The 24,820-nt window shown below is 44.7% G+C and carries 22 protein-coding genes and 1 tRNA gene; 12 read left to right on the plus strand and 11 right to left on the minus strand.

The genetic code is table 11. The features are described from left to right. Window positions 1-86: 86 nt before the first annotated feature. The 3 genes from FIV04_RS12910 to FIV04_RS12920 form a co-directional block, all read right to left on the minus strand. A complete protein-coding gene (locus FIV04_RS12910; protein WP_152469326.1) occupies window positions 87-1,049 on the minus strand; it encodes a diguanylate cyclase in 963 nt (320 codons plus the stop codon). Further along, a complete protein-coding gene (locus tag FIV04_RS12915; RefSeq protein ID WP_152469327.1) occupies window positions 1,049-2,026 on the minus strand; it encodes a response regulator in 978 nt (325 codons plus the stop codon). Before FIV04_RS12915 ends, FIV04_RS12910 begins: the two co-directional genes overlap by 1 nt. A 369-nt stretch (window positions 2,027-2,395) precedes the next feature. Beyond that, entirely contained in the window at window positions 2,396-2,737 is a 342-nt protein-coding gene (locus FIV04_RS12920) for a hypothetical protein (protein ID WP_152469328.1), read from the minus strand. 339 nt (window positions 2,738-3,076) lie between these two features. On the opposite strand from FIV04_RS12920, the gene FIV04_RS12925 reads away from it, so the two are divergent. Further along, window positions 3,077-4,753 (plus strand): alkaline phosphatase, encoded by a 1,677-nt coding sequence (locus FIV04_RS12925; protein WP_152469329.1) that lies wholly within the window; start codon window positions 3,077-3,079, stop codon window positions 4,751-4,753. Between the two features lie 420 nt (window positions 4,754-5,173). Here FIV04_RS12925 and FIV04_RS12930 read toward each other — a convergent pair. Continuing rightward, window positions 5,174-5,258, minus strand: a tRNA-Leu gene (locus FIV04_RS12930). A gap of 193 nt (window positions 5,259-5,451) precedes the next feature. On the opposite strand from FIV04_RS12930, the gene FIV04_RS12935 reads away from it, so the two are divergent. Beyond that, window positions 5,452-5,928, plus strand: coding sequence for an RDD family protein (locus FIV04_RS12935; RefSeq protein ID WP_032553236.1), 477 nt, complete (start codon window positions 5,452-5,454; stop codon window positions 5,926-5,928). A 61-nt stretch (window positions 5,929-5,989) separates the two neighbouring features. Here FIV04_RS12935 and lptG read toward each other — a convergent pair whose 3' ends face one another. Both lptG and lptF read right to left on the minus strand, forming a co-directional pair. Continuing rightward, window positions 5,990-7,060, minus strand: a complete 1,071-nt coding sequence (gene lptG, locus FIV04_RS12940; RefSeq protein ID WP_150869323.1) for an LPS export ABC transporter permease LptG — start codon at window positions 7,058-7,060, stop codon at window positions 5,990-5,992. Window positions 7,061-7,063: 3 nt separating this feature from the next. Next, window positions 7,064-8,164, minus strand: a complete 1,101-nt coding sequence (gene lptF / locus FIV04_RS12945; RefSeq protein ID WP_152469330.1) for an LPS export ABC transporter permease LptF — start codon at window positions 8,162-8,164, stop codon at window positions 7,064-7,066. Between the two features lie 191 nt (window positions 8,165-8,355). On the opposite strand from lptF, the gene pepA reads away from it, so the two are divergent. From pepA to FIV04_RS12960, 3 genes are all read left to right on the plus strand, one after another. Then, window positions 8,356-9,864, plus strand: a complete 1,509-nt coding sequence (gene pepA, locus FIV04_RS12950) for a leucyl aminopeptidase (protein WP_032553239.1) — start codon at window positions 8,356-8,358, stop codon at window positions 9,862-9,864. Window positions 9,865-9,956: 92 nt separating this feature from the next. Then, complete coding sequence (locus FIV04_RS12955; RefSeq protein ID WP_152469331.1) at window positions 9,957-10,406, plus strand: DNA polymerase III subunit chi; 450 nt, start codon at window positions 9,957-9,959, stop codon at window positions 10,404-10,406. A 102-nt stretch (window positions 10,407-10,508) separates the two neighbouring features. Beyond that, window positions 10,509-13,382, plus strand: coding sequence for a valine--tRNA ligase (locus FIV04_RS12960; protein ID WP_152469332.1), 2,874 nt, complete (start codon window positions 10,509-10,511; stop codon window positions 13,380-13,382). 77 nt (window positions 13,383-13,459) lie between these two features. Here the strand turns inward: FIV04_RS12960 and FIV04_RS12965 are convergent, their stop codons facing one another. Both FIV04_RS12965 and FIV04_RS12970 read right to left on the minus strand, forming a co-directional pair. Then, on the minus strand, window positions 13,460-14,461 hold the full coding sequence (locus FIV04_RS12965; RefSeq protein ID WP_152469333.1) for a M48 family metallopeptidase: 1,002 nt from the start codon (window positions 14,459-14,461) through the stop codon (window positions 13,460-13,462). Continuing rightward, entirely contained in the window at window positions 14,461-15,633 is a 1,173-nt protein-coding gene (locus FIV04_RS12970) for a YjgN family protein (RefSeq protein ID WP_152469334.1), read from the minus strand. The genes FIV04_RS12965 and FIV04_RS12970 overlap by 1 nt, the downstream gene beginning before the upstream one ends. A 332-nt stretch (window positions 15,634-15,965) precedes the next feature. Here FIV04_RS12970 and FIV04_RS12975 point away from each other — a divergent pair, with 332 nt between their 5' ends. Continuing rightward, a complete protein-coding gene (locus FIV04_RS12975; protein WP_152469335.1) occupies window positions 15,966-16,364 on the plus strand; it encodes a DUF2061 domain-containing protein in 399 nt (132 codons plus the stop codon). Window positions 16,365-16,490: 126 nt separating this feature from the next. Continuing rightward, window positions 16,491-17,396, plus strand: coding sequence for a bifunctional helix-turn-helix transcriptional regulator/GNAT family N-acetyltransferase (locus FIV04_RS12980; protein WP_152469336.1), 906 nt, complete (start codon window positions 16,491-16,493; stop codon window positions 17,394-17,396). Between the two features lie 32 nt (window positions 17,397-17,428). Here the strand turns inward: FIV04_RS12980 and FIV04_RS12985 are convergent, their stop codons facing one another. Both FIV04_RS12985 and rraB read right to left on the minus strand, forming a co-directional pair. After that, window positions 17,429-18,223: a hypothetical protein gene (locus tag FIV04_RS12985; RefSeq protein ID WP_152469337.1), complete on the minus strand. Its 795-nt coding sequence runs from the start codon at window positions 18,221-18,223 to the stop codon at window positions 17,429-17,431. Window positions 18,224-18,351: 128 nt separating this feature from the next. After that, entirely contained in the window at window positions 18,352-18,765 is a 414-nt protein-coding gene (gene rraB / locus FIV04_RS12990) for a ribonuclease E inhibitor RraB (protein ID WP_032553248.1), read from the minus strand. A 575-nt stretch (window positions 18,766-19,340) separates the two neighbouring features. Here rraB and arcA point away from each other — a divergent pair. The 5 genes from arcA (at window position 19,341) to FIV04_RS13015 (ending at window position 23,887) form a co-directional block, all read left to right on the plus strand. Next, the gene (gene arcA / locus FIV04_RS12995; protein WP_032553249.1) at window positions 19,341-20,561 is read left to right on the plus strand and encodes an arginine deiminase; all 1,221 of its coding nucleotides are present in this window, start codon (window positions 19,341-19,343) and stop codon (window positions 20,559-20,561) included. Between the two features lie 146 nt (window positions 20,562-20,707). Further along, on the plus strand, window positions 20,708-21,709 hold the full coding sequence (locus FIV04_RS13000; RefSeq protein ID WP_150893345.1) for an ornithine carbamoyltransferase: 1,002 nt from the start codon (window positions 20,708-20,710) through the stop codon (window positions 21,707-21,709). Between the two features lie 247 nt (window positions 21,710-21,956). Continuing rightward, entirely contained in the window at window positions 21,957-22,886 is a 930-nt protein-coding gene (gene pyrB, locus FIV04_RS13005; protein ID WP_150893343.1) for an aspartate carbamoyltransferase, read from the plus strand. 13 nt (window positions 22,887-22,899) lie between these two features. Continuing rightward, entirely contained in the window at window positions 22,900-23,361 is a 462-nt protein-coding gene (gene pyrI, locus FIV04_RS13010; RefSeq protein ID WP_032553254.1) for an aspartate carbamoyltransferase regulatory subunit, read from the plus strand. 136 nt (window positions 23,362-23,497) lie between these two features. Continuing rightward, on the plus strand, window positions 23,498-23,887 hold the full coding sequence (locus FIV04_RS13015; protein WP_032553255.1) for a RidA family protein: 390 nt from the start codon (window positions 23,498-23,500) through the stop codon (window positions 23,885-23,887). Window positions 23,888-23,962: 75 nt separating this feature from the next. Here FIV04_RS13015 and FIV04_RS13020 read toward each other — a convergent pair whose 3' ends face one another. After that, a complete protein-coding gene (locus tag FIV04_RS13020) occupies window positions 23,963-24,688 on the minus strand; it encodes a 1-acylglycerol-3-phosphate O-acyltransferase (protein ID WP_032553256.1) in 726 nt (241 codons plus the stop codon). Window positions 24,689-24,820: the final 132 nt, after the last annotated feature.

Below are 24,820 nucleotides of genomic sequence, written 5' to 3' on the forward strand. Positions count from 1 at the left end.
TCTATTTAAAACATAGACAACAGAAGACAAATTGAAAGGTAATCTTATGATTTATTTAGGATAAAATTAGTATTACTTAGGAAAGTCTATTCGAAAGGGAACAAAGACGTTTGATTACGCCCAGATTGCTTCGAACGATAGAGTGCCTTATCTGCAGATTCCAACCACTCAAGATGGCTAGCAACGCAAGAAGAAAGCTCGCATACGCCCAAACTAACAGTAAAATTAATCGGACCCGATGAGGTGTCAACAACGTACTTTTCCACTCTTTTACGCAGCCGTTCAGCAAAATAAAGTGCCTGATCAGCCGTCGTACCAGGAAGCAGCACCGTAAACTCTTCTCCTCCATAACGACCACATAAGTCTGAGTTTCTTGCTGTTTTTTTCAGTAACCGCGCTGTTTGTCGGATAACCTCATCGCCAGCACCATGACCGTAGGTATCATTAACATTCTTAAAGTGGTCGATATCAAAGATCACTAATGCAGACGGCTGAGAAAGCAACTTTGCGCTTTCGTACTCTCGAGCTAAGCAAGACTCCCAATATGCTCGGTTGAATAACCCCGTTAGTCCATCTGTACGACTCATCGTTGACAAGCGCTCATTTGAATCACGCAGTTGCAGTTTGCTACTCGCCACATCCGATACATCTTGCACCATCAAACAGACGTGAGATACCTGTCCATTCAACGACGTTAAAGGCGTCATCACCAGGTTTTGATACATATTAATGCGTTGGTGTGACAGCGGAGAGTAGTTTTTGAAATCAAAAATGTGCGGTCTATCTTCCCAGTTGGAAAAGATTCGACTTTTTAGTTCGCTGCAGGCGGATATTTGAGCCTTAAGCCACTCTTGAGGAAGATTAGGGACGACCTCAAATAAGTTTTGATGAAGGATCCTATCGCCATTGATGCCGCTATAGCTCTGCATAAAGCTATTCCACAGGCACACATTATGATCAAGATCCAGTACTACGAGCCCAACATCAATGGTATCCATAACTTGTAAAGCCCAGTGCAACTCATCCATTTCGAAGGTGATTTGACTCATTACAACACCTCCATTAAACGGTATAAAGTCTCAACTGATTCACCGTCTAAAAGCAGTAGCACTTCACATTCAAAATCCAAATGCTCTGCCAGGTAAGTAAACTCCACCGTGAATGCACTTTGCTCTACATGATGGATCGACAAAAATTCATCCTGCTCATTTTTAGAAACGGTAACAGGTTGACGCAGAGAAAAGTCGACCACCAACTGGCTTGCCAAAGAGTTCAAATAAGTCGAAACCAACAAATTAGCGATGTTGAGAATCATCTCATTGTGGTTTGATTCGCTCGTCGGAAAGCCTAACGCATGCCCTAGTCCACCAATGTCTTGTCCTCGCATACATACTAAGGACTCGCCATGAATACCATTACCCACAAACCGCTGAGTAACCGCATGTACCGAGTCTCTATGCAAGGCATCAGCAATGATCATATTCAGCTCACTCGCTTCAACAACACCGACATTCGGCACTGGTAGATCGATAAACTTACCAATACGATCGGAAATCACTGCAGCACCGCGCCCAAGAGCAATATTAGTAACCTCTCGGAACTTACTGAGCGGATCGATATCTGGCTCTTCTTGAATCGGATGTTGAGATTGGACTGTGGTAGGATTTTTGAAGACGTAACTTTGAATAAGTTGAGTCACTTCGTCTTGATTAAATGGCTTAGCGATAAATGAAGAAGCGCCAAGCTCCATGCATCGCCTTTTCGCTTCTTGCTGAACATCCCCAGAAATCACCACTACATCGGTACTTATCCCGTAATCTTGCAAATACTGGAGTACTTCATAACCGTCCATCTCTGGCATAGTTAGATCAAGAAACATCAGATCGATACTATTTTCAATGACAGTCGCAATCGCTTCACGTCCGTTTGAACACATGAAGGTAACGATGCCGAAAGCTGCTGGCGAGATACAACGCTGAAGAGACTTTCTTGCTAGAGATGAGTCGTCACAAATAACTATGTTCATGCCAATACTCGTATTTTACGCGTAAGATTGAGAGCTTGTAGCAGAACAAGACTCGCGATTGGATCTATCTGTTGTTCAAACAATGCAAATATCAGCTTCAAAAGCTATTGTTTATACAAACGCCAAACTCTCGAGCATTATTTAAAGAAATTATGACAGCATTATTATGATACAAAGCACGAATGATACCAGTTTCACCCCTCCCCTTCTAAAGCGCACCTCTTAGTTTTCCCTCTTATTAATTATAAAACTATCAATAATTAGTAAGATCTTGCTTCCATTTATCAAATAAATGAAGAATCAATAAAAACTCATGGATAAAAAAAGTCTAAGCGATTCACGCCTAGACTTACTGCTTTGATATACCGTTTAAAAACCATATTTTTGTTTGATTGGCTCGCAGACCAATTTGTATCTCGCATCTGCAGCTTCAGCTCCGGCAAACTCTACCATTGCTTCTGAATACCCCATAGCAGTGCCAAACTCTTCCATGATATATGGATCTTCTTTAACGCTCTTAGTTCGCTCTTTGGATAGCTCAACAATGAACTTTGCGTAATCTTGATTTTTATCTAACCCTGCCGCCCAACCAAAGCAATGCGCTGCATCTTGTTTCGGAAACTCATTAAAGTCTTCGCCTTTTACCTCTGCCAAAGCGGTACCAGCTGTTAGTGCTGCGATTAGAGAAATACCCAAAACTCGTTTTTTCATCTTGTTTGCCTCATGTCTGAATATAAAGCGATGTTATCCCCCAGCGTATGAATCAGGCCTGAACACATTTGTTATGTTTATCTTTTGCCCCCCTGCACTTCCATGCTTTCCATATTGACCCTATGAATCAATTTTCAATTTGTTGGAACTGTGATGAATCTAGAGTATTTACACTTAATTTAACAAATAATTAACAAGTAGAAATGCAATTGTCATAACTAGCTTCTAAGTTAATGTTTTTTAGAGTAATTAACCAAACACCTTCAATACCTAAATTGGCTCATTATTCCGCGCTGGAAAACGCGCATCAATAAAAACACAAAAACAAAGGAAGTTACTATGTCATTGTCTCGCAGAGACTTTATAAAAGTCGTCTCTTCAGGAGCCGTTGCTACTACACTGACTGCTTGTGGGGGTGACGATAACAACGCCGCCGTTGCATCTTCATTCGAGCATGGCATTGCCAGTGGTGACCCAACTCAAACTCAAGTGATTATTTGGACTCGAGTAACCACCATAGCCAGCTACGTAGACGTAACATGGCAGATCTCAAGATCTGAAGATTTTTCAATCATTGAGCAAAGCGGTACTTTTGCCACGGACACGAGTCGAGATTTTACGGTTAAGGTCGATGTACAAAACCTCAACCCGAGTACTCAGTATTACTACCGCTTCATGGTGGGCGAGAACACCAGTAGCGTTGGGGTGACACAGACTCTACCTGAGGGCAGTGTAGATAAAGCTTCCATGGCTGTCGTGTCTTGCGCAAATTATCCCGCCGGTTATTTCAACGTCTATAAAGAGATTCTTAAGCAGAATCAAACAGAGTCGTTCGATGTAGTTTTGCATCTTGGTGACTACATCTACGAATATGGCGCCGGTGGTTATGCCAGTGACGATGCCGCTAAGTTGGATCGTGAGCCAAGTAAAGGCACCGAATGCATTACTATAGATGACTATCGAAAGCGCTATGCTCAATATCGCCAAGATCAAGACCTCCAGGCTTTACATGCTGCATTACCAATGATTGCGGTTTGGGATGACCATGAACTCGCGAATGACGCATGGAAAAATGGTGCAGAAAACCACCAAGATGATGAAGGCAATTTTATCGACAGACGCGCCGCCGCCGCCGCCGCGTGGACTGAGTGGTTGCCAGTTCGCGAGAATACCTTCTCGAATATGTTAATTTATCGTCAGTTCTCGTTTGGTGATTTGATCAACCTAATGATGCTCGATACTCGATTAGTTGGGCGAGATCAGCCATTGGACTACTTTTCGCTTAGCGCACCGACGATGGAGGCGATTGGCGGACTCGTTGCACAATCACGCAGTGCTGATAGAGAGTTACTTGGCACTGAACAACTGGCTTGGTTGATAAATGCGTTTAACAGCCAAGATGCCAAGTGGAACGTTCTTGGGCAACAAGTTCTTATGTCCCGTATGGAACTTCCGAGCTCGGTTATGTTAGCAATGTTTCAGCTATTCAATGCCACAGACGAGCAGAAAATGGATGCACTTCTCGCGGTGAACAATGCGATTTCAAATTACCTTGCAGATCCAAGCTCAGATACGATTAAGCTGCCATATAATCTCGATTCTTGGGATGGGTACTATGTTGAGCGAGAACGAGTGTATCAGATAGCCAAAGCGAGTGAGGGTCATTTTGTTTGCTTAGCAGGTGATACACACAATGCATGGACCAGTGAGTTAAAGGACGTGTCCAATAACCCTGTTGGTGTTGAGTTTGCGACAAGTTCGGTTAGCTCTCCAGGCTTAGAAGAATATTTAGCGCTAGAACCTGTTGCCATCGCACAAATGGAGTACACATTGCCGCATTTGGTCTCTGAGTTGCAATGGACAGACATTAAACAGCGCGGCTTTATGCGTGTAACCTTTACACCAGACAAAGCACAATCTACTTGGTACATGCTCTCTAGTGTTAAAGATAAAAACTATCAAGTGACCACAAAGATGGCATCAACAGCAGATGGTGTCACACTCACTCTTGAATAAGCTCTAACTCATTTTTCTTAAATACTTTCCATACGCCAAATACAACAAAGCCCCAACTTTCGTTGAGGCTTTGCCTTAAAATATGGTACCTGTAGGTGACTGGGCTTGCACTCAAGCCGACACGCTGGATTTCAAATTCACAAACGCCCAAAACGACGAAAGGTCGCTATAAAAGCGACCTTTCTATATATGGTACTGGTTAGGCGGACTGATTGGACAGGCATTCCTGCCGCTATCGAGAAGGCAGCGCTTTCCAGGCTCCAGCTACAACAGAGCCCCAACTTTCGTTGAGGCTCTGTCTTAAAATATGGTACCAGTAGATGACTTGACTGGGCTTGCATTCAAGCCGACACGCTAGATTTCAAATTCACAAACGCCCAAAACGACGAAAGGTCGCTATAAAAGCGACCTTTCTATATATGGTACCGGTAGGCGGACTTGAACCGCCACGCCCGAAGGCAACGGATTTTGAATCCGTCGTGTATACCAATTTCACCATACCGGCATTATCTGGGGGCTATTGCCCTTTCGATGTTTGGCATTATACGTATGCTTATGAATGTCGCAAGTATAAAAACTTGAAATTACGTGTGTTTGCCGATAATTTCGCCACTAAGTTATAAGCTGTGCGCAATGTCTCTTTCCACTTTTGGGCTGAGCCTATATTCTGACGCCAAATTTTTAAAAGAAGTATTGTCATGACCTCTACTAATACACTACCACCAGCTGGTATGTTTCGCCGTTTAGGTGCTCTGTTCTATGATGCGCTGATTGTCCTTGCTATTGAGATGATGGCAGGTGGCGTAGTTGTTGCTCTGCTCCACGCCCTTATGGCAATGGGACTGTTTAGCCATGCAGGTTACGCAGACGTGAGCGACTTCTTGACTAACCATCCCATCTGGAGCCCAGCTTATACCTTTTATCTCGTAGCCGTTTGGTGTTACTTCTTTGTATTCTTCTGGACTCGCGCAGGACAAACTCTCGGCATGCGCGCTTGGAAGCTTCGCGTACAAAACAGTGATGGCTCTGCAATTAGCGTCACTCAAGCTCTGATTCGTTTAGCTACCTCAGGGTTTGGATTGGCCAACTTGTGTGTTCCGTTTGATCCTAAAAAGCGTGGCTTCCATGATATCTGGGCTAAGACCCAAGTTGTGGTATTACCGAAAGCACAATAGCTATAAAAGAATCACTTCAGAGATAAAAAAAGGGAAGGCACTCGCCTTCCCTTTTTCTCATCTATAACTTTCGCCTTAATAGCATCAAGGCAATACCAAAGAACACGATACTTGGTGCGACCGCCCCAAATACAGGAGGTATCTGGTATACCAAGCTGACAGGCCCAAAGAACTCACTGGATATGTAGAAAGTAAAGCCTGCAATCACACCCGATAAGATCCGTGCGCCCATGGTTACGCTTCGCAGTGGTCCAAAGATAAACGACAGAGCCATCAACATCATTACGGCAATAGACAGAGGCTGCGTTACCTTGCGCCAGAAAGCGAGCTCATAACGCGACGCATCTTGTTCAGAAGCCTGCAAATAAGAGACGTAATCATACAAACCACTTAACGAAAGCTCTTCTGGCTTCACGGTTACAATCGCCAGTTTGTCTGGAGCAAGCGAAGTTTGCCAAGAGTAACTCGGTAGGCTCTCTTTGGTAATTTGAACATCATCCTCGAATGAGGTGATCTGCACGTCTGACATTGTCCAAGTGTTATTACCGTCGTAATCAACCTGCTCAGCGAAGATGGTCGACTGAAGCTCTTTGTTTTGGTCAAAGCGCCACATGTTCATGCCATAAAGTCTTTCATCATCGACCTTGGCAATAAAGATAAAGTCATTGGCGTCACGAGCCCAAACACCACTTCGCGTCGAAACAATACTACCGCCAGAGATAGAGATAGCTCTTAAATCACGAGCCATCTTCTGCGCTTGCGGTGCACCCCATTGACCAAGCAAGGTTACGATGATCATTAAAGGTACTGCTGTTTTAAGTACCGATAGACCGATATCTAACTTAGAGAAACCTGCAGCTTGCATAACGACTAGTTCAGAACTGGCAGCTAGCATACCTAAGCCGATCAACGCCCCTAATAGCGCTGCCATTGGGAAGAACATTTCGATATCACGCGGGATACTCAGAAGAACAAAGTACAAGGCCTGTAGCAAATCGTAAGTACCGCGACCGACCTTTCTTAACTGCTCAACATATTTGATGATCCCAGACAGGCCAACAAATGTCACAAGCACCAGAGCAGTGGTAGAGATAATGGTTCTGCCAATATATAAATCGAGAATCTTAAACACGGCTTAGGCCAACCTTTTCTTCTTGAATTTTTCTTTCATGCGCCTTACTGGCACGCTATCCATAAAGTTTGCAGAGACAGCCACAATCAACAACAAGGCATTGATTGGCCACATACCAATAGTGGCAGGGATGCTGCCTTCTTCTATTGACGACTTCGTTGCACTGATCGCTAAGAAGTAAGTTAGATAGATCAGAATCGCTGGCCCCATTTTGGCAAAACGACCTTGTCGTGGATTTACCGCTGACAACGGAACAACCAACATAGTTAGAAGCGGAATACAGATAACCAAAGATATACGCCATTGCAGCTCTGCCTTGGCATTATTGTCTGGGTGGTTAATAAGGTCTAGAGTCGGAATTGCTTCCCAGTCACGTCCTTTCTTCTTAACATCTCGCTGACCAATCAGGCCTTCGTACTCGTCGAAGTGCGTCATCATATAATCAACACGCGTCGGAACACCCTCATAGCGCGTACCATCATACATAGCGATCACTTGTCGGCCATCACTTAACTCTTTTACATCACCAGAAGACGAGAACATCACGCTTGGTAGAATCGAATCGCGAGGCGTAATCTGCGCAACGAAGACATTTTCCAGCTTATTACCTCTAATATCATCAATGAAGACAACTGAAGAACCGTCAGGGGTGCTTTCGAATTTGCCCTTAGGTAATAGGTCGACACTGTTTTCTGCCGCTACTTTTTCGTAGAGCTGCTCAACCTTGTCTTGCGACCAAGGTGATAGCCATAGCGAGTTGAATGCCGCAACGCTCGCTGTAATCAAGGCTAGGTAGAGTGCAGCCTGAATTAAAAACTTATTACCGATACCAGTGGCGTTCATCACCACAATTTCACTTTCAGCGTAAAGTCGTCCAAATGTCAGCAAGATACCGATATAAATACTCAGCGGTAACATCAACAGCCCCATCGCAGGCATGTTCAGGCCAACAATCGATAAAATGAGACTTGCGGGAATGTCACCGTCCGAAGCGTCAGCCAAAACACTGATAAATTTTTGGCTAAGAAATACAAGAAAAAGGACAAAAAAGATCGCAAATTGGCTCTTGATTGTCTCGCGGATCAAATATCTAACAATAATCACGCTGAAATTACCTATACAAAACTTGTTTTTTTGATTGAATCACTATAATTTCCCGTTGAACCTTTTATTTTTTAAATTTTTAGCTAAGTGTTAGCGCTCTTCTATAAGGTTAGTTCCATTGTAGGATCCAACAAGTAAGATCGCATTATCTAACATTTAGTTCTATTTGTCTTCAGGATGTAGGAGTACGCATGGAGTTCAGTGTAAAAAGTGGCAGTCCAGAGAAACAACGCAGCGCATGTATCGTTGTCGGTGTATTCGAACCACGCCGCCTTTCTCCTGTAGCCGAACAGCTAGATAAGATCAGCGATGGCTACATCAGTTCACTACTTCGCCGTGGTGACCTAGAAGGTAAACCAGGCCAGATGCTACTACTGCATCAAGTACCAGGTGTACTTTCAGAACGAGTTCTATTAGTAGGCTGTGGTAAAGAGCGTGAACTAGGTGAGCGCCAATACAAAGAAATTATCCAAAAAACCATCAGCACGCTTAACGAAACAGGTTCTATGGAAGCAGTATGTTTCCTAACTGAACTGCACGTTAAAGGCCGCGATACTTACTGGAAAGTTCGCCAAGCGGTTGAAGCGACTAAAGATGGCCTATACACATTTGATCAGTTCAAGAGCAACAAGCCTGAGACTCGTCGCCCACTACGTAAGCTGGTATTTAACGTACCAACGCGTCGTGAACTAAGCCTAGGCGAAAAAGCGATCTCTCACGGTCTAGCTATTGCTTCAGGTGTAAAAGCGTCGAAAGACCTTGGCAACATGCCACCAAACATCGCGAACCCAGCATACCTTGCATCTCAAGCTCGTCGCCTTGCTGACGATTTCGACACTGTGACGACTAAGATCATTGGTGAAGAAGAGATGGAAAAACTGGGCATGACTTCTTACCTAGCGGTAGGTCGTGGCTCTAAGAACGAATCTATGATGTCTATCATGGAGTACAAGGGCGCACCAGATTCTGATGCAAAACCGATTGTACTTGTAGGTAAAGGCCTAACGTTCGATTCAGGCGGTATCTCACTGAAGCCGGGCGAAGGCATGGATGAGATGAAGTACGACATGTGTGGTGCTGCATCTGTATTCGGTACGATGAAAGCGCTCGCTAAACTGAACCTACCAATCAACGTTGTTGGTATTCTTGCTGGTTGTGAAAACATGCCAGGCAGCAATGCTTATCGTCCAGGTGACATCCTAACAACGATGTCTGGTCAAACTGTTGAAGTACTAAACACTGACGCGGAAGGTCGTTTGGTTCTTTGTGATGCACTCACTTACGTTGAGCGTTTCGAACCAGATTGCGTGGTTGACGTAGCAACGCTAACAGGCGCATGTGTTATCGCTCTAGGTCACCACATCAGTGGCGTTCTATCGAATCACAACCCACTTTCTCACGAGCTAGTTAACGCTTCTGAGCAAGCAAGTGATCGTGCATGGCGTCTACCGATGGCAGACGAGTACCACGAGCAACTAAATAGCCCATTTGCTGACATGGCAAACATCGGTGGCCGTCCAGGCGGTACTATCACTGCAGGTTGTTTCTTGTCTAAGTTCACTAAGAAATACAACTGGGCACACATCGACATCGCAGGTACTGCGTGGAAGTCTGGTGCAGCGAAAGGCTCGACTGGTCGTCCAGTCTCAATGCTAGTCCAATTCTTATTGAACCGCAGCGGCCATGAGACTGAAGAGTAATCTTCAAAATAATAAAAAGGGCCTACGGGCCCTTTTTTAGTAACTTATGATGGAAAATTAGTCCCTAGCTTTTATCGAGTTTGAGTAGCGTTATGCAGACAGCCACTTTTTACATTGTGTCGCCAGACAGTCCTCAAGCAGAGCCACAAGGTTTTGCCGAGTACGTGCTGTTTCTCGCTCATCACTTTGCTAAGCAAGGCGCAAAACTCTACCTGAACTGCAACGACAAAGCGCATGCCGAGAGCCTTGCAGAAATCTTCTGGCAAGTCGAACCCGAGCAGTTTATGGCGCATAACTTGGTTGGTGAAGGTCCAAAGTATGCCACCAATATTGAAATAGGTTACGAGGGTGTTAAGCCCAATTGGAACCGTCAATTGGTAATAAATGTGGCCGATAATCATACAACCTTTGCGAACGCCTTTGCTCAGGTGATAGACTTCGTGCCTTGCGAAGAAAAAGCGAAGCAACTCGCGCGCGAAAGGTATAAAATTTACCGTCAAGCTGGGTATCAATTACAAACGATTGAGATTCAGCATCCATAGTCAAACCTCATAGTTAAAGCTATCTTTGAATTAAGGTTCAAGAAGCTTCACTTATGAAGTTTGACCAAGATTAACCATTCACAGTATCCGTAAAAGAGCACTATGGAAAAGACATATAACCCAACATCAATCGAACAAGCCCTGTATCAGGCTTGGGAAGAGAAAGGCTACTTCAAGCCACACGGTGACACATCAAAAGAAGCTTACAGCATCATGATCCCGCCACCGAACGTCACTGGTAGCCTACACATGGGTCACGCGTTCCAAGACACTATCATGGATACTCTGATCCGTGCTGAACGTATGAAGGGCAAAAACACCCTTTGGCAAGTAGGTACGGACCACGCTGGTATCGCAACTCAAATGGTTGTTGAGCGCAAGATTGCTGCTGAAGAAGGCAAAACTAAGCACGACTACGGTCGTGATGCTTTCATCGACAAAATCTGGGAATGGAAAAACGAATCTGGTGGCACAATCACTAAGCAGCTTCGTCGCCTAGGCGCTTCTGTAGACTGGGACCGCGAGCGTTTCACTATGGATGATGGCCTATCTAATGCTGTTCAAGAAGTGTTTGTTCGTCTATACGAAGAAGACCTAATCTACCGTGGTAAGCGTCTAGTAAACTGGGATCCAAAACTGCACACAGCAATTTCTGATCTTGAAGTTGAAAACAAAGACAAAAAAGGCCACATGTGGCACTTCCGCTACCCGCTAGCAAACGGCGCGAAGACCGCTGAAGGTAAAGACTACATTGTTGTTGCGACAACTCGTCCAGAAACCATGCTTGGCGATACTGGTGTTGCAGTAAACCCAGAAGATCCTCGTTACAAAGATCTTATCGGTAAAGAGATCCTACTTCCTATCGTTAACCGTCTGATCCCTATCGTAGGTGATGAGCACGCTGATATGGAAAAAGGCACAGGTTGTGTGAAGATCACGCCTGCTCACGACTTTAACGATTACGAAGTTGGTAAGCGCAACAACCTACCAATGATCAACATCCTAACGTTCAACGCAGACATCCGTGATGCGGCTGAAGTATTCACTACTAACGGTGAAGCGAGCGATGTTTACTCTACTGAGCTACCTACTAAGTACCACGGCATGGAGCGTTTTGCTGCTCGTAAAGCGATCGTTGCTGAATTCGAAGAACTTGGTCTTCTTGACGAGATCAAAGATCACGACCTAACTGTTCCTTACGGCGACCGTGGTGGCGTGGTTATCGAACCAATGCTAACTGACCAATGGTACGTGCGCGCTGCACCTCTTGCTGAGCCTGCTGTTAAAGCGGTTGAAGATGGTGAAATCCAATTCGTTCCTAAACAGTACGAAAACATGTACTTCTCGTGGATGCGTGACATTCAAGACTGGTGTATCTCTCGTCAGCTTTGGTGGGGTCACCGTATCCCTGCATGGTACGACAATGATGGCAACGTATACGTAGGCCGTACTGAAGAAGAAGTACGTGCAAACAACAACCTTGCACCTGTTGTTGTACTACGCCAAGACGACGACGTACTTGATACATGGTTCTCTTCTGCGCTATGGACGTTCGGTACTCAAGGCTGGCCTGAGCAAACTGAAGACCTGAAGACATTCCACCCTTCAGACGTTCTAGTGACTGGCTTCGACATCATCTTCTTCTGGGTTGCGCGTATGATCATGATGACCATGCACTTCAACAAAGATGAAAATGGTAAGTCACAAGTACCATTCAAGACAGTTTACGTAACGGGCCTAATCCGTGACGAAAACGGTGACAAGATGTCTAAGTCCAAAGGTAACGTACTTGACCCTATCGACATGATCGATGGTATCGACCTTGAATCTCTAGTAGAAAAGCGTTGTGGCAACATGATGCAACCTCAGCTAGCGAAGAAGATCGAGAAGAACACGCGTAAGACCTTCGAAAACGGTATCGAACCATACGGTACTGACGCTTTGCGTTTCACTCTTGCTGCTATGGCTTCTACTGGCCGTGACATCAACTGGGATATGAAGCGTCTTGAAGGTTACCGTAACTTCTGTAACAAGCTATGGAACGCAAGCCGTTACGTACTGATGAATACAGAAGAGCACGATTGTGGCATGTCACTATCTGCAGAAGACCGTGCAAACATGGAATTCTCTCTAGCAGATAAGTGGATTGAATCTCAATTTGAACTAGCAGCGAAAGAGTTTAATGCTCACCTAGACAACTACCGTCTAGACATGGCAGCAAACACGCTTTACGAATTCATCTGGAACCAATTCTGTGACTGGTACCTAGAGCTAACTAAGCCAGTTCTATGGAAAGGTACAGAAGCACAGCAACAAGCGACTCGCTACATGCTGATCACTGTTCTAGAGAAGACACTACGTCTTGCTCACCCAGTGCTTCCTTACATCACTGAATCTATCTGGCAGAGCGTTAAGCCGCTAGTAGACGGTGTTGAAGGCGACACTATCATGACTCAAGCACTTCCTCAGTTTAACGAAGAGAACTTCAACGCTGAGATCGTAGAAGACATCGAATGGGTTAAGACTTTCATCACTGCTATCCGTAACCTGCGTGCGGAATACGACATTGCACCTAGCAAAGGTCTAGAAGTGATGATCAAAGTTGCTAACGAGAAAGATGCGGCACGTATCGAAGCGAACAAGGTAGTTCTGAACTCTCTTGCTAAGCTAGATAGCCTAACGGTTCTTGCAGATGACGCTGAGACGCCAGCATGTGCGACTAAGCTAGTGGGTCAATCTGAGCTGATGATCCCAATGGCAGGTCTTATCGACAAAGATGCAGAACTTGCTCGTCTTGATAAAGAAGTGAAGAAAACGCACGGCGAAATCAAGCGTATCGAAGGCAAGCTAGGTAACGAAGGTTTCGTTGCTAAAGCTCCTGAAGCGGTTATCGCCAAAGAGCGTGAGAAGCTAGTAGGCTACCAAGAGACACTAGCTAAGCTTGAAGAGCAGAAAGCGACTATCGCTGCACTGTAATTGGTTAATTAACTTACCAATTCGAGCATATAAAAAGGGCAGATAATTCTGCCCTTTTTTGATCTTGTCGTTTATCGCTAATGAGCACTTTTTAGCGAATCTATACGCTCGGTTAACTCTGGATGGGTGCTTAACCACGCAGGTATTTCAGCCTCATTTTCAGAGCTCTCTCGTAACAACTCAAACATCTCAATCATAGGCTGATTGGTGCCGTGTATCTGCCACATTGAATCCGACGCAAACCTATCCGCTTCTCGTTCTGCCTGCTGCGACTGACCATTATTGGCGACGAAAACCCCGACCCCAGCTAAGTTATCGATCACACCTGAGCTCTCACCTGTCAACATTGCGACAGAGAGTGAAAGCAAGCTAGAACGAACAATCGCTTTCATGACGTGTTGTTGCTCAATATGCCCCAACTCATGCATCAGGATACTGTCCAATTGCTGCTCGGTTTCCGTTAGCGCTACCAAGTCATCAAGCACGATGATAGTACTGTGGCTCAAGGCAAAAGCATTCGCACCGAGCTCAGAGGAGCGAAACAGCAAACGGACGTCCTCATCAATACCGAGCGCTCTCAAATGATTTTCAAAACGCTGGCGAATCATAGTTTGCTGCGACAATGTTAAGTTCGATGGCTCAAACAATTGCTCATCCAAAGAGACTAACACCCTATCCTCTACCATCTTTGAGGCTGAGTCAGGAAGGTAAGCAACAACTTTCTCTGTTAGCCAAGGAATGCCGTGAGTAAACGTTCCAATGGTCAGCGCCAGTATGACGATACAAGATAGCAGAATCGCCGTAACATTCTTCTCTAGCTTGCCCATCCAATCATGCTGACCATGCTGTTTTAAAAACGCCGTCAGTTCATCACTCGGTTGCGCCACAAAAAGCCAGCCGTCAGGAAATGCGATCTTACTTGGCGTTGAACCAACACCGACACTGATTTTCACGTCAGCAACATTGGCCGAACTGCGTTGATTGCAGGCATTAATCACCAACATACCGTCGAGCGATATCTCTAATGTTGCCTCACAGCGTTCAGAGCTGCGAGGCGGATGAGCGACACCAGATAACATTAGCCAATACCAAGATCGACATCAAAGGCTTGTGCAACCTCATCAGAAACCGCTGACTTCACATCAGAGTCTTGGTCAGTAGCGACCAGCAAATCAAGATCGCCGTAAACAGAGGTATTGTCTGCTAAATAGTTCATCGTTCTTACCATAACCCAAGGACGAGCAAGACCTAGCGTGACGACTTGCAGCAAGAAGTTAACCACAACCAAGCTGACGTAACCCTTAACCGTTAGAGTCGAAGCGAAAGTAAACTTCGGCTCACTCTCAGCTTCACTAGATTGAAGAACCAGTTGCGAGAATGTGTAGTTTCGAACACGCACTTTCAGGTACGCGCCTACGGCTAGACCGATAGCAATGAAACCAAAATAGTAGCCAATCATTATAACGGCTAGATCGCTATGTCCCATGAGATCAAGGTACGATTCTGGGTTACTCATCAGATTAACACCCGCCATCATAAAGAAAGCTCCGACTAAGACCGCAGTGATAACAAGCCACGCTATCGTCGCGATCATATAGGTCTTGAAGTAAAACGCGTTTTTGTAATCTGCGCTAAATTGGCGCTCACCATAGCGGTAGCCATTCGAGAAGTAATTAGCCATACCAACCAAAGACCAAGCCTGCAGGTAGACATAAGCAGGCAAGAGTATAAGGATGGCTGCTACACCAGCAGTCATATTAAGACTCATGGTAAAGATTACGGCAGCCATAGCTGCAACAAAACCAAGCATGGCAAGCATGCCACGACCTAATATAGACCAGTACGCACCAGCAACCGTGCCGTGAAACGAAAAGTGCACATTACGGAAGCTCGTCATTGCCGCGTCAAAGCGTGCATTGCTGCGAGCGAGTAAAGGTAGCAGCAGAACAAAAGCCACGATTAACCCCAAAGAAAGCTCAGGAGAAAACTGTTCTGCAATCGACCACACTAAGACACAAACAAGCGCAATAGCACGGCCTTTGAGAATCTGCATTGGCTGTCCATGGTACTCGAAGCTATCACCAGCTATCGATGTATGACCGTAGAAATAGCGCTTATTACGTACTTTGGCCCACGCTGAATAAATTCCAAGCGTAATCACTGATAGCAGGATATTGACTATCCATATGCCAAAGTACTCTTTACCTTTGCCACTAAAGTGAACTTTAGTTTCTAACCCTTTGGTTTCCATTTTTTACTCCATCTGACGTTTATCATTAAACCATGTACATCTAAGTGCACATTGGGAGAGAGCACGCTATAGAAACACGCCATGCTGATCAATCAGCTGAATTAATAAATCAAAGGAAGCTATCATAATTTTTACAAATAATTACAATAAGTTAGATAAGGACTAATGAGGTATTTATCACTAATAAACGCATACTATTTTTAAGACACCTTTTGCTTGTTCTTCTTTGATAGTTTCTGCCTATCAAAACAATATTAACTTCCCATTAGATTTAATGATAATTATTCTCAATAATAAACCTATCGAAACACATCAACGATTGAGTATTTATCATGAAAAAGACACTAACCTTTGCAGCACTTCATTTTACTATCGCGTTTAGTGTCGCTTACGTTCTGACTGGCGACATTCTAATTGGTAGTTTAATTGCCATGATTGAGCCTTCAGTGAATACCGTCGCTTTCTATTTTCATGAAAAGGCGTGGGCTCAGGTTCCAACGCTAAAAGCTCGTCAATGGATGACCAAATTAAAAACGGCCAGCTTTGCTACCATTCACTTCAGCGTCGCGTTTACCGTAGTCTACTTACTAACAGGTGATGCCTTTGTGGGCGGCGTGATGGCGATGTTAGAACCAACATTGAATACAGTCGCTTACTACTTTCATGAGAAAGTTTGGCAGCGTAAATCAGAGGTCAATGTTCCTCAGTTCTGTCACCACCAGCACGCTTAAAGTAGAGAGATATGTCTAAGGAAAAGTCGATAGTCTACTGGTGAATAAATGGCTGCCCTTGACAAAGTTGCGCACCGCAATTAATTTAATTGCGGTGCGCAACTTTATTTTAAGGAACAAGTCATCATGAATGCTCGTCAACTAAGACATTATTCTCGCCAAGCTGTGCGTTTGCTGGGGATGCTTGATAAACAGTGTGGCGAGATTGCGCTCACTCCAGTACAGGCACATGCACTTGGAGAGATCCAACTGCAGCCACTAACCATCAATCAACTGGCACAACGACTGCATGTCGATAAATCTAATGCAAGTCGTACTGTGTCTGGTTTAGGTAAACTTGGACTCGTGACAGGTATTGAGAATCCTCGCGACAAGCGCAGCCAAAATATAGCGCTGACTCCTCATGGTGCGTCTACCCTCTCGCAACTCGATCAACAACAAGACACTTTCTTTGATTCTCTACTAAAGACACTTAATGAGGACGAACAGCAACAGCTCAAGCAGGGCTTAGAGGCATACCTCAAAGGCCTAACAAAAGTCTGCCAAACGGATGAATTTGTGCTTCGCCCTATGACACAAGCCGATAACTCGCAAGTCGCTGAGGTTATTCGACAGGTGTCGGCCGAGCATGGCTTAACTGCTGATAAAGGATATGGTGTTGGAGATCCAACTCTGGATGATATGTATTCTGTCTACGCCCAAGACAATGCCATGTATTGGGTCATCGAGTACCAAGGTAAGATTGTTGGCGGTGGCGGTTTTGCGCCATTAGCAGGTAAGCCTGAAGTGTGTGAACTACAAAAGATGTATTTCTTAGAGCAGACGCGTGGGCAAGGGCTAGCCAAACGTATTGTTGCCCTGAGTCTTCAGCTAGCGAAACAACAAGGGTACAAGCAGATGTACCTAGAAACGACAGAGTGTTTGGGAGCAGCTATCAAGCTCTATGAGTCTTTAGGTTTTGAGCACTTAGACGGCGCTTGGGGAGAGACCGGCCATGACGCATGCGAAGTTGTTATGGCCAAAGCGCTTTAATATATGGGGTAACCAAGTTACCCCTATCGAGATTAACGCAGAAAGTTGCTCACACACGAAGCTGGGTTAAGAGCAACAAAAGAGCTCTCTTTCTGCCCATCAAGCTCAACCTCTAACTCATACAAGTGCTTAGGGTTGGGATTATTGATGTCAAATATCACCGGCGCTTCAACCTGAAAAACCACACCGGTGTGTTCAGCCCGCACATCAATAGGCATCACTAATGTCATCCCATTGAATTTGATCGATGCAGACACTAACCCAGATTTGAGAGTCTGGTAAATCACATCGACCTTGAACTCACAACCACCACCGTGGTGCCAGATCTGCTCTGTAACCACCTGTTCTAGTTTGATATGGCGAACAAACTGCAAGTAAGGAGCCAGCCAAATCCCAATACGTGAATCAGATTTAGCAACAGGCGTTGTTGGAGCGACTTCTTCCATGTCCTCTTCCAACAATAACCCTTCTTCTTCCTCAAGGAATAAGATCTCAAAGCGATTACGGCCAGCTTGCATATATGGGCGGATATCTTTGCGGTACTCTTCTTGGCTACCGTCACAATCGAACACGGCCACACCGTTAAGGCGAACCTCGGCAAAATAGTCGACGCCAGCAATCACTAGCTCAACGAAGGGACACGCTAACATTGCATCATCGACTTCGATATCGTGCATTAAGTGCCACTCTTGAGCCGCAATCTCTTCTTCACTTAGCGTGTCTGGGAGTTTTGCGCTCAGCGGTGCAGGGAAAGTAATGTCATCTTGGGGTATAGAAAGGTCAGTGAGTGGCGATATTTGCCAAAGACCATCAAGTTGCAGCCGCATATCATTCCTTGAGCTAGATCAATTTTGACCGCATTATAATGAATACACGCACATAAAGACATTGGTTTTTATATGGGCAAAAAAATACCAGCAACTAGGTGCTGGTATCTTTCAATTCAGTAACGAGATTACTCTTCGTCTTCATCATCTTGTGGGTAGATAGCATCTTCACCTTCGTAGTAAGTGCCCCAACCGTCGTAAATGATGTCAAATTTTTCCGCTAGATTAACCAGCTTCTCAACTTGCTCGTCAATCGCTTCAGCATTAAGAGCCGACTGCATAGTCGCGTCGCAGCAAAGCAGCTTGTTGCCGTCTTCGTCTTCTGTCTCTTCTGCTTCTAATACTTCAAAGCCCATCTTGAATGCTTCAACAACCGCTTTCTCAAGTACATCGAAATCTTCAGCAAATAGGTGATGCTCAATTTCGTAAAGTGCATCAGGATCGCTACCGTCTTCGATCAATGCTGCAATGATATCGCGAGTCTCTTCCTTTTGAATCTCAATTAATTCTTCTACTGATAGATATTCATCTTCGTGAGACATGTTTCTGCTCCAGAGTGTTGACTATGAAAGGATCAAATTTGATTGCCACGAAATATGGCATGGATCGCGCAGAAAAGCCACCTAGATCATCGGGCAACAGCAAACTTTATCCCTTATTAAAGACACTCAAACAGAGCCAAAAGTAAAATCGCAATCACAGAAACAAATATTCAACATATTATTAACCAAAAGCACTTTTAGCATTTCATTTCATCGGCTGATCAGGTTGGGCTTGATTTGAAATGCCTGATTAATCACTGTGAATGCATACATACAATTTGTGTGACTTGCATAAGATCTCGCTCTATTCAATTAAAGTGCATATTAATGAATAAAAAATCACTTTACCGCTGTTTTTAATTTCTATTTCCTAGATGAATAGCAGCATAGAAACGCAGAAATCGATGATTTGTTTCCAAGCGGGGAAAATAGTCAAAAAATAACAAATGTGAACATATAGTAGGATTTTCATCCAAATTTAATCAAATAACCTATTTTTTCTATCTTTCACTGGGCTTGCATAATGCGATCAAGCTTGTCATAAATAGACGCTGGATTAAAAGTAAGGATGCAAAATGAGTAAGCTGTACGTTGGCTCCGAAGTCGGTCAATTAAGACGAGTTCTATTAAATCGACCAGAAAGAGCACTCACCCACCTCACCCCTTCAAACTGTCACGAACTTCTTTTTGATGATGTACTAGCAGTAGAAGCTGCGGGTGAAGAACACGATGCCTTCGCATCAACACTTCGTAACCAAGGTGTCGAGGTGTTATTGCTACACGACCTATTGGTCGAAACACTGGATGTTTCTGAAGCTCGTGAGTGGCTACTCAATACCCAAATTTCAGATTTCCGCTACGGCCCAACCTTTGCGCGCGACCTAAGAAACTACTTAGCACAAATGGATAACGAACACCTCGCCACTATCTTGCTTGGCGGTTTGGCTTATTCAGAACTGCCAATTGCTTCATCGTCGATGCTGCCAAAGATGCATCGTCCATTGGACTTTGTGATTGAGCCGTTACCAAACCACCTATTTACCCGTGACACCTCTTGTTGGGTATATGGTGGTGTGTCGCTCAACCCAATGATGAAACCAGCGCGTCAGCGTGAAACTAACCACCTGCGTGCTATCTACCGTTGGCACCCAGTGTTCGCAGGCCAAGATTTCATCAAGTACTTTGGCGACGAAGACCTTCACTACGACAATGCCAATATTGAAGGCGGTGACGTATTAGTGATTGGTAAAGGTGCGGTTCTTATCGGTATCTCAGAGCGAACTAAGCCACAAGGTGTAGAAAACCTTGCAGCGAGCCTATTCAAATCAGGCCAAGCAAAAGAAGTTATCGCGATCGATCTGCCTAAACACCGTTCGTGCATGCACTTAGATACCGTAATGACACACATGGATATTGATACCTTCTCTGTATACCCAGAGATCGTACGCAAAGATCTAGATACATGGCGCCTTACACCAAAAGAGAATGGTGAGATGCGTGTTGAGAAAGCGGATAACTACTTGTCAGCAATCGAAGGAGCACTGGGCCTAGATCAGCTGAAGATCATCACAACAGGTGGTGACAACTATGAAGCAGAGCGTGAGCAGTGGAATGACGCGAACAACGTTCTAACAGTGAAACCAGGCACTGTGATTGGCTACGAACGCAACGTTTATACTAACGAGAAGTATGACAAAGCGGGTATCGAGGTTCTGACAATTCCTGGTAATGAATTAGGTCGTGGACGTGGTGGTGCTCGTTGTATGAGTTGCCCAATCGAGCGCGACGGCATCTAATTTCAACCTCCTCCCTTCCCTTCTTAAAAGGTCAGCCAATATGTGCTGGCCTTTTTTATCAAATTAATAAAATAAATATTCACAAATATAGCATTTTTATGTTTAACTAAAGCTTTCATTGATTCTATTTGCTCAAGGAGCGAGATATGGCTTTTAATCTTCGCAATCGTAACTTTCTAAAATTGCTCGACTTTACTCCAAAAGAGATTCAATTCTTACTGGATCTGTCAGCAGATCTAAAGAAAGCTAAGTATGCAGGTACTGAACAGAAAAAACTGCTCGGTAAAAACATCGCACTGATCTTTGAAAAAGCCTCTACTCGTACTCGATGTGCCTTTGAAGTTGCCGCGTTTGATCAAGGAGCTCAAGTCTCTTACATCGGGCCATCTGGCTCCCAGATCGGTCAAAAGGAATCAATGAAAGATACAGCTCGAGTACTGGGTCGTATGTACGACGGCATTGAATATCGTGGCTTTGGTCAGAGTATTGTTGAAGACCTAGGTGCCTACGCCGGTGTTCCCGTTTGGAATGGCCTTACAGACGAATTCCACCCAACTCAGATCTTGGCTGACTTCCTGACCATGCTAGAACATGGCCGCGGAAAACAGCTACACCAAATCAGCTTTGCTTACCTAGGCGATGCACGTAACAACATGGGTAACTCGCTACTAGTTGGTGCAGCAAAGATGGGGATGGATATTCGCCTCGTGGCTCCGAAAGCTTTTTGGCCTGAAGAACAACTGGTTGAAGAGTGCCAAGCCATCGCGCAAACAACAGGCGCGAAAATCACCTTAACGGAAGACGTAGCTGAGGGTGTAAAAGGTTGTGACTACTTATACACTGATGTATGGGTCTCTATGGGTGAATCACCGGAAGCTTGGGATGAGCGTGTTGCGGTGATGAAACCTTACCAAGTCAATATGGATGTGATTAAGCTTACTGGAAACCCACAAGTGAAGTTTATGCACTGCCTTCCAGCTTTCCATAATAACGAGACCGTGATTGGCCAGCAGGTCGCTGATAAGTACGGTATGAATGGATTAGAAGTGACCGACGAAGTCTTTGAGTCAGATTACTCGATTGTCTTTGATGAAGCAGAAAACCGCATGCACACCATCAAAGCGGTGATGGTTGCTACGCTTGGATAGGCTATTAATCTCATAACAATAAAAGGTTGATGTAATCGCTTGCGCTCACAAATTGAAAGCGTATAATTCTCGGCAATTTGTCTGAGAGTAGTGAAAATGACACCTATCAATATTATGACATCGTTGAATATTGCGCGTAAGCTGGCTGGCTTACAAGGTCGTCTATTCTGCTCAGAAACCTCTTTTTAAAGCCTCCCATTATGGGGGGCTTTTTTATGGTCATTACATTATTGTGGGGAAGAAGATCATGGCGAACTCGCTCTATCAAAAGCACATCATCTCAATTCCAGAGCTTTCTCGTGAAGAGCTAGAATTGATTGTTCAAACAGCTGGTCAGCTAAAAGCAGAACCGAATCCTGAGCTGATTAAAAACAAAGTTGTCGCGAGTTGTTTCTTCGAGCCTTCAACACGAACTCGCCTCTCTTTCGAAACGGCGATTCAACGTATCGGTGGCGACGTAATCGGTTTTGATAGCGGCGGTAACACCTCTCTAGCGAAGAAAGGTGAAACCCTAGCTGACTCTGTACAAGTTATCTCTTCTTACGTGGACGCTTATGTCATGCGCCACCCTCAAGAAGGTGCAGCACGACTGGCTTCTGAGTTCTCTAACGGTGTACCTGTGATTAACGCAGGGGACGGTGCTAACCAACACCCAACACAAACGCTTTTAGACCTATTCTCTATCGCTGAAACGCAAGGCCGTCTTGATAACCTTAACGTCGCGTTCGTCGGCGACCTAAAGTATGGCCGTACCGTTCACTCTCTGACTCAAGCTTTAGCTAAGTTCAATAACATCCGTTTCTACTTCATCGCTCCTGAAGCTCTAGCCATGCCAGACTACATCTGTGAAGAGTTAGACGAGGCTGGCATTGAATACCAACTTCTAACTGATATGGACTCTGTGATTCCAGAACTAGATGTCCTGTACATGACACGTGTGCAGAAAGAGCGTTTCGATGAGTCTGAGTACGCACATATTAAGTCGGCTTACATCCTAACGGCTGCGCTGCTAGAAGGTGCAAGAGAAAACCTTAAGGTTCTTCACCCACTGCCACGCGTCGATGAAATCACTATCGACGTCGATAAAACGCCACACGCTTATTACTTCCAGCAAGCTGAGAATGGCGTTTACGCACGTGAAGCACTACTAGCCCTTGTTCTTAACGAAACGCTGTAATAGGAGAGATATCATGTCTAAAGGAACTCAGTTAAAAGTTGAAGCGATTAAAAACGGCACGGTAATCGACCATATTCCAGCAAACGTGGGTATCAAGGTATTAAAGCTGTTTGATCTGCATAACTCTCACCAGCGCGTGACTATCGGCCTTAACCTTCCCTCTTCTGCTCTAGGTGGCAAAGACCTACTGAAGATTGAGAATGTGTTCGTAACAGAAGAGCAAGCAAACAAGCTAGCCCTTTACGCGCCGCACGCAACCGTGAACCAGATTGAAGAATACGAAGTAGTAAAAAAGCTAGCTCTAGAGCTGCCAGACCAGATCAACGATGTATTTGAATGCCCGAATACCAACTGCATTACTCACAATGAGCCGGTCGAAAGCAGCTTTAAGATCTTTGAAAAGAATGACGATATTCGCCTGAAGTGCAAATACTGTGAAAAGGTTTTCTCTCGCGAGATCGTTACTGAGAGATAACATCTCCTTGTAGCACGTAAAGAATATAAAAACTATGAAATACCTCGCCTGTGCGGGGTATTTTATTCTTTACCTAATGCCGCTTTGAAGGCACACTGAATTTCGCTTTTTATCTAATAAAATGATGGAACCTATAATGACTAAAGTACTTCACACAGAATCAGCTCCAGCAGCAATCGGCCCATATGTACAAGGCGTTGACCTAGGCAACATGGTACTGACTTCAGGTCAGATCCCAGTAAACCCAGCTACTGGTGAAGTGTCTTCTGACATCGCAGAACAAGCTCGTCAATCTCTTGAAAACGTTAAAGCCGTTGTTGAAGCGTCTGGTCTAACAGTAAAAGACATTGTTAAGCTAACTGTATTCGTTAAAGACCTTAACGACTTCGGCACAGTAAATGAAGTTTACGGTAAGTTCTTCGACGAGCACGACGTAGCAAACTACCCTGCACGTTCATGTGTTGAAGTTGCTCGTCTTCCTAAAGATGTTGGTATCGAAATCGAAGCTATCGCAGTTCGCAAATAGTCTCGACTAGATACAAAAAAGGTTGCCACTGCGGCAACCTTTTTTAATATCTGAAAAACGCTAAAGCGATTGGTATTACTTGCTGTTCAAAGCTTTTACTTCTTCATCAAGCTCTGCCAGTTTTGCTTTCATCTGCTCGCGGCACTCATTCGCTAGCTCACGCACATTCGACTTATCAAAACCTTCAACGCTAACTGGTGGTAGCATCTCCACGATAACGTGACCGTTATTCCAGCGGTTCAGTTTGATTCCGCCCGTTGAGCTACATACGATTGGGATAATCGGTAAGCCAGCGCCAATTGCTGCATGGAATGCACCTGTTTTAAATGGCAATAGGCCACGACCACGAGAGCGAGTTCCTTCAGGGAACATCCACACCGATACATCACTGCCTTTTAGGTTATCAACCACTTGGTCAATCGTGCCAACGGCTTTGCTGCGGTTAGCGCGGTCAATTAGAATGTTGCCCGTTAGCCAGTAAAGCTGACCAAACAGTGGCATCCAAGCTAGGCTCTTCTTACCAACAGTAACCACTTTCGGTGTTACCGCCGAAGAAACTGTGAATAGGTCCCAGTTGTTTTGGTGGTTAGCAATGTAGACATGTTGACCACGAGAGTACGCGTCCTCTGGAATACGTAAGTCCAGGGTGATACCGAAGATCTTTGACATACGGCCAAAGTAGCGACCGAAAGTGAATACATGCTTTGGATTACGTGGGCTTAACAAGCAGTAACCACAACCAAACACAAACATGAAAATCGCAAATATTGCTACAGCGAAAATACGTAATATTGCTATCATTTTGTTCCTCAACAACCGCTTAACTAGGTCTGTTTCTATTACGCATGATGGTAACAGAGTCGTAAGCGGCAAAATACAATAAAAAAGCCGAAACCAAAGTTTCGACTTTCTTTTTTATTATCTCGTCATACG

Origin of the sequence: Vibrio sp. THAF190c (assembly GCF_009363355.1) — a bacterium.
In the GTDB taxonomy this organism is placed as follows: Bacteria; Pseudomonadota; Gammaproteobacteria; order Enterobacterales; family Vibrionaceae; genus Vibrio; species Vibrio fortis_A.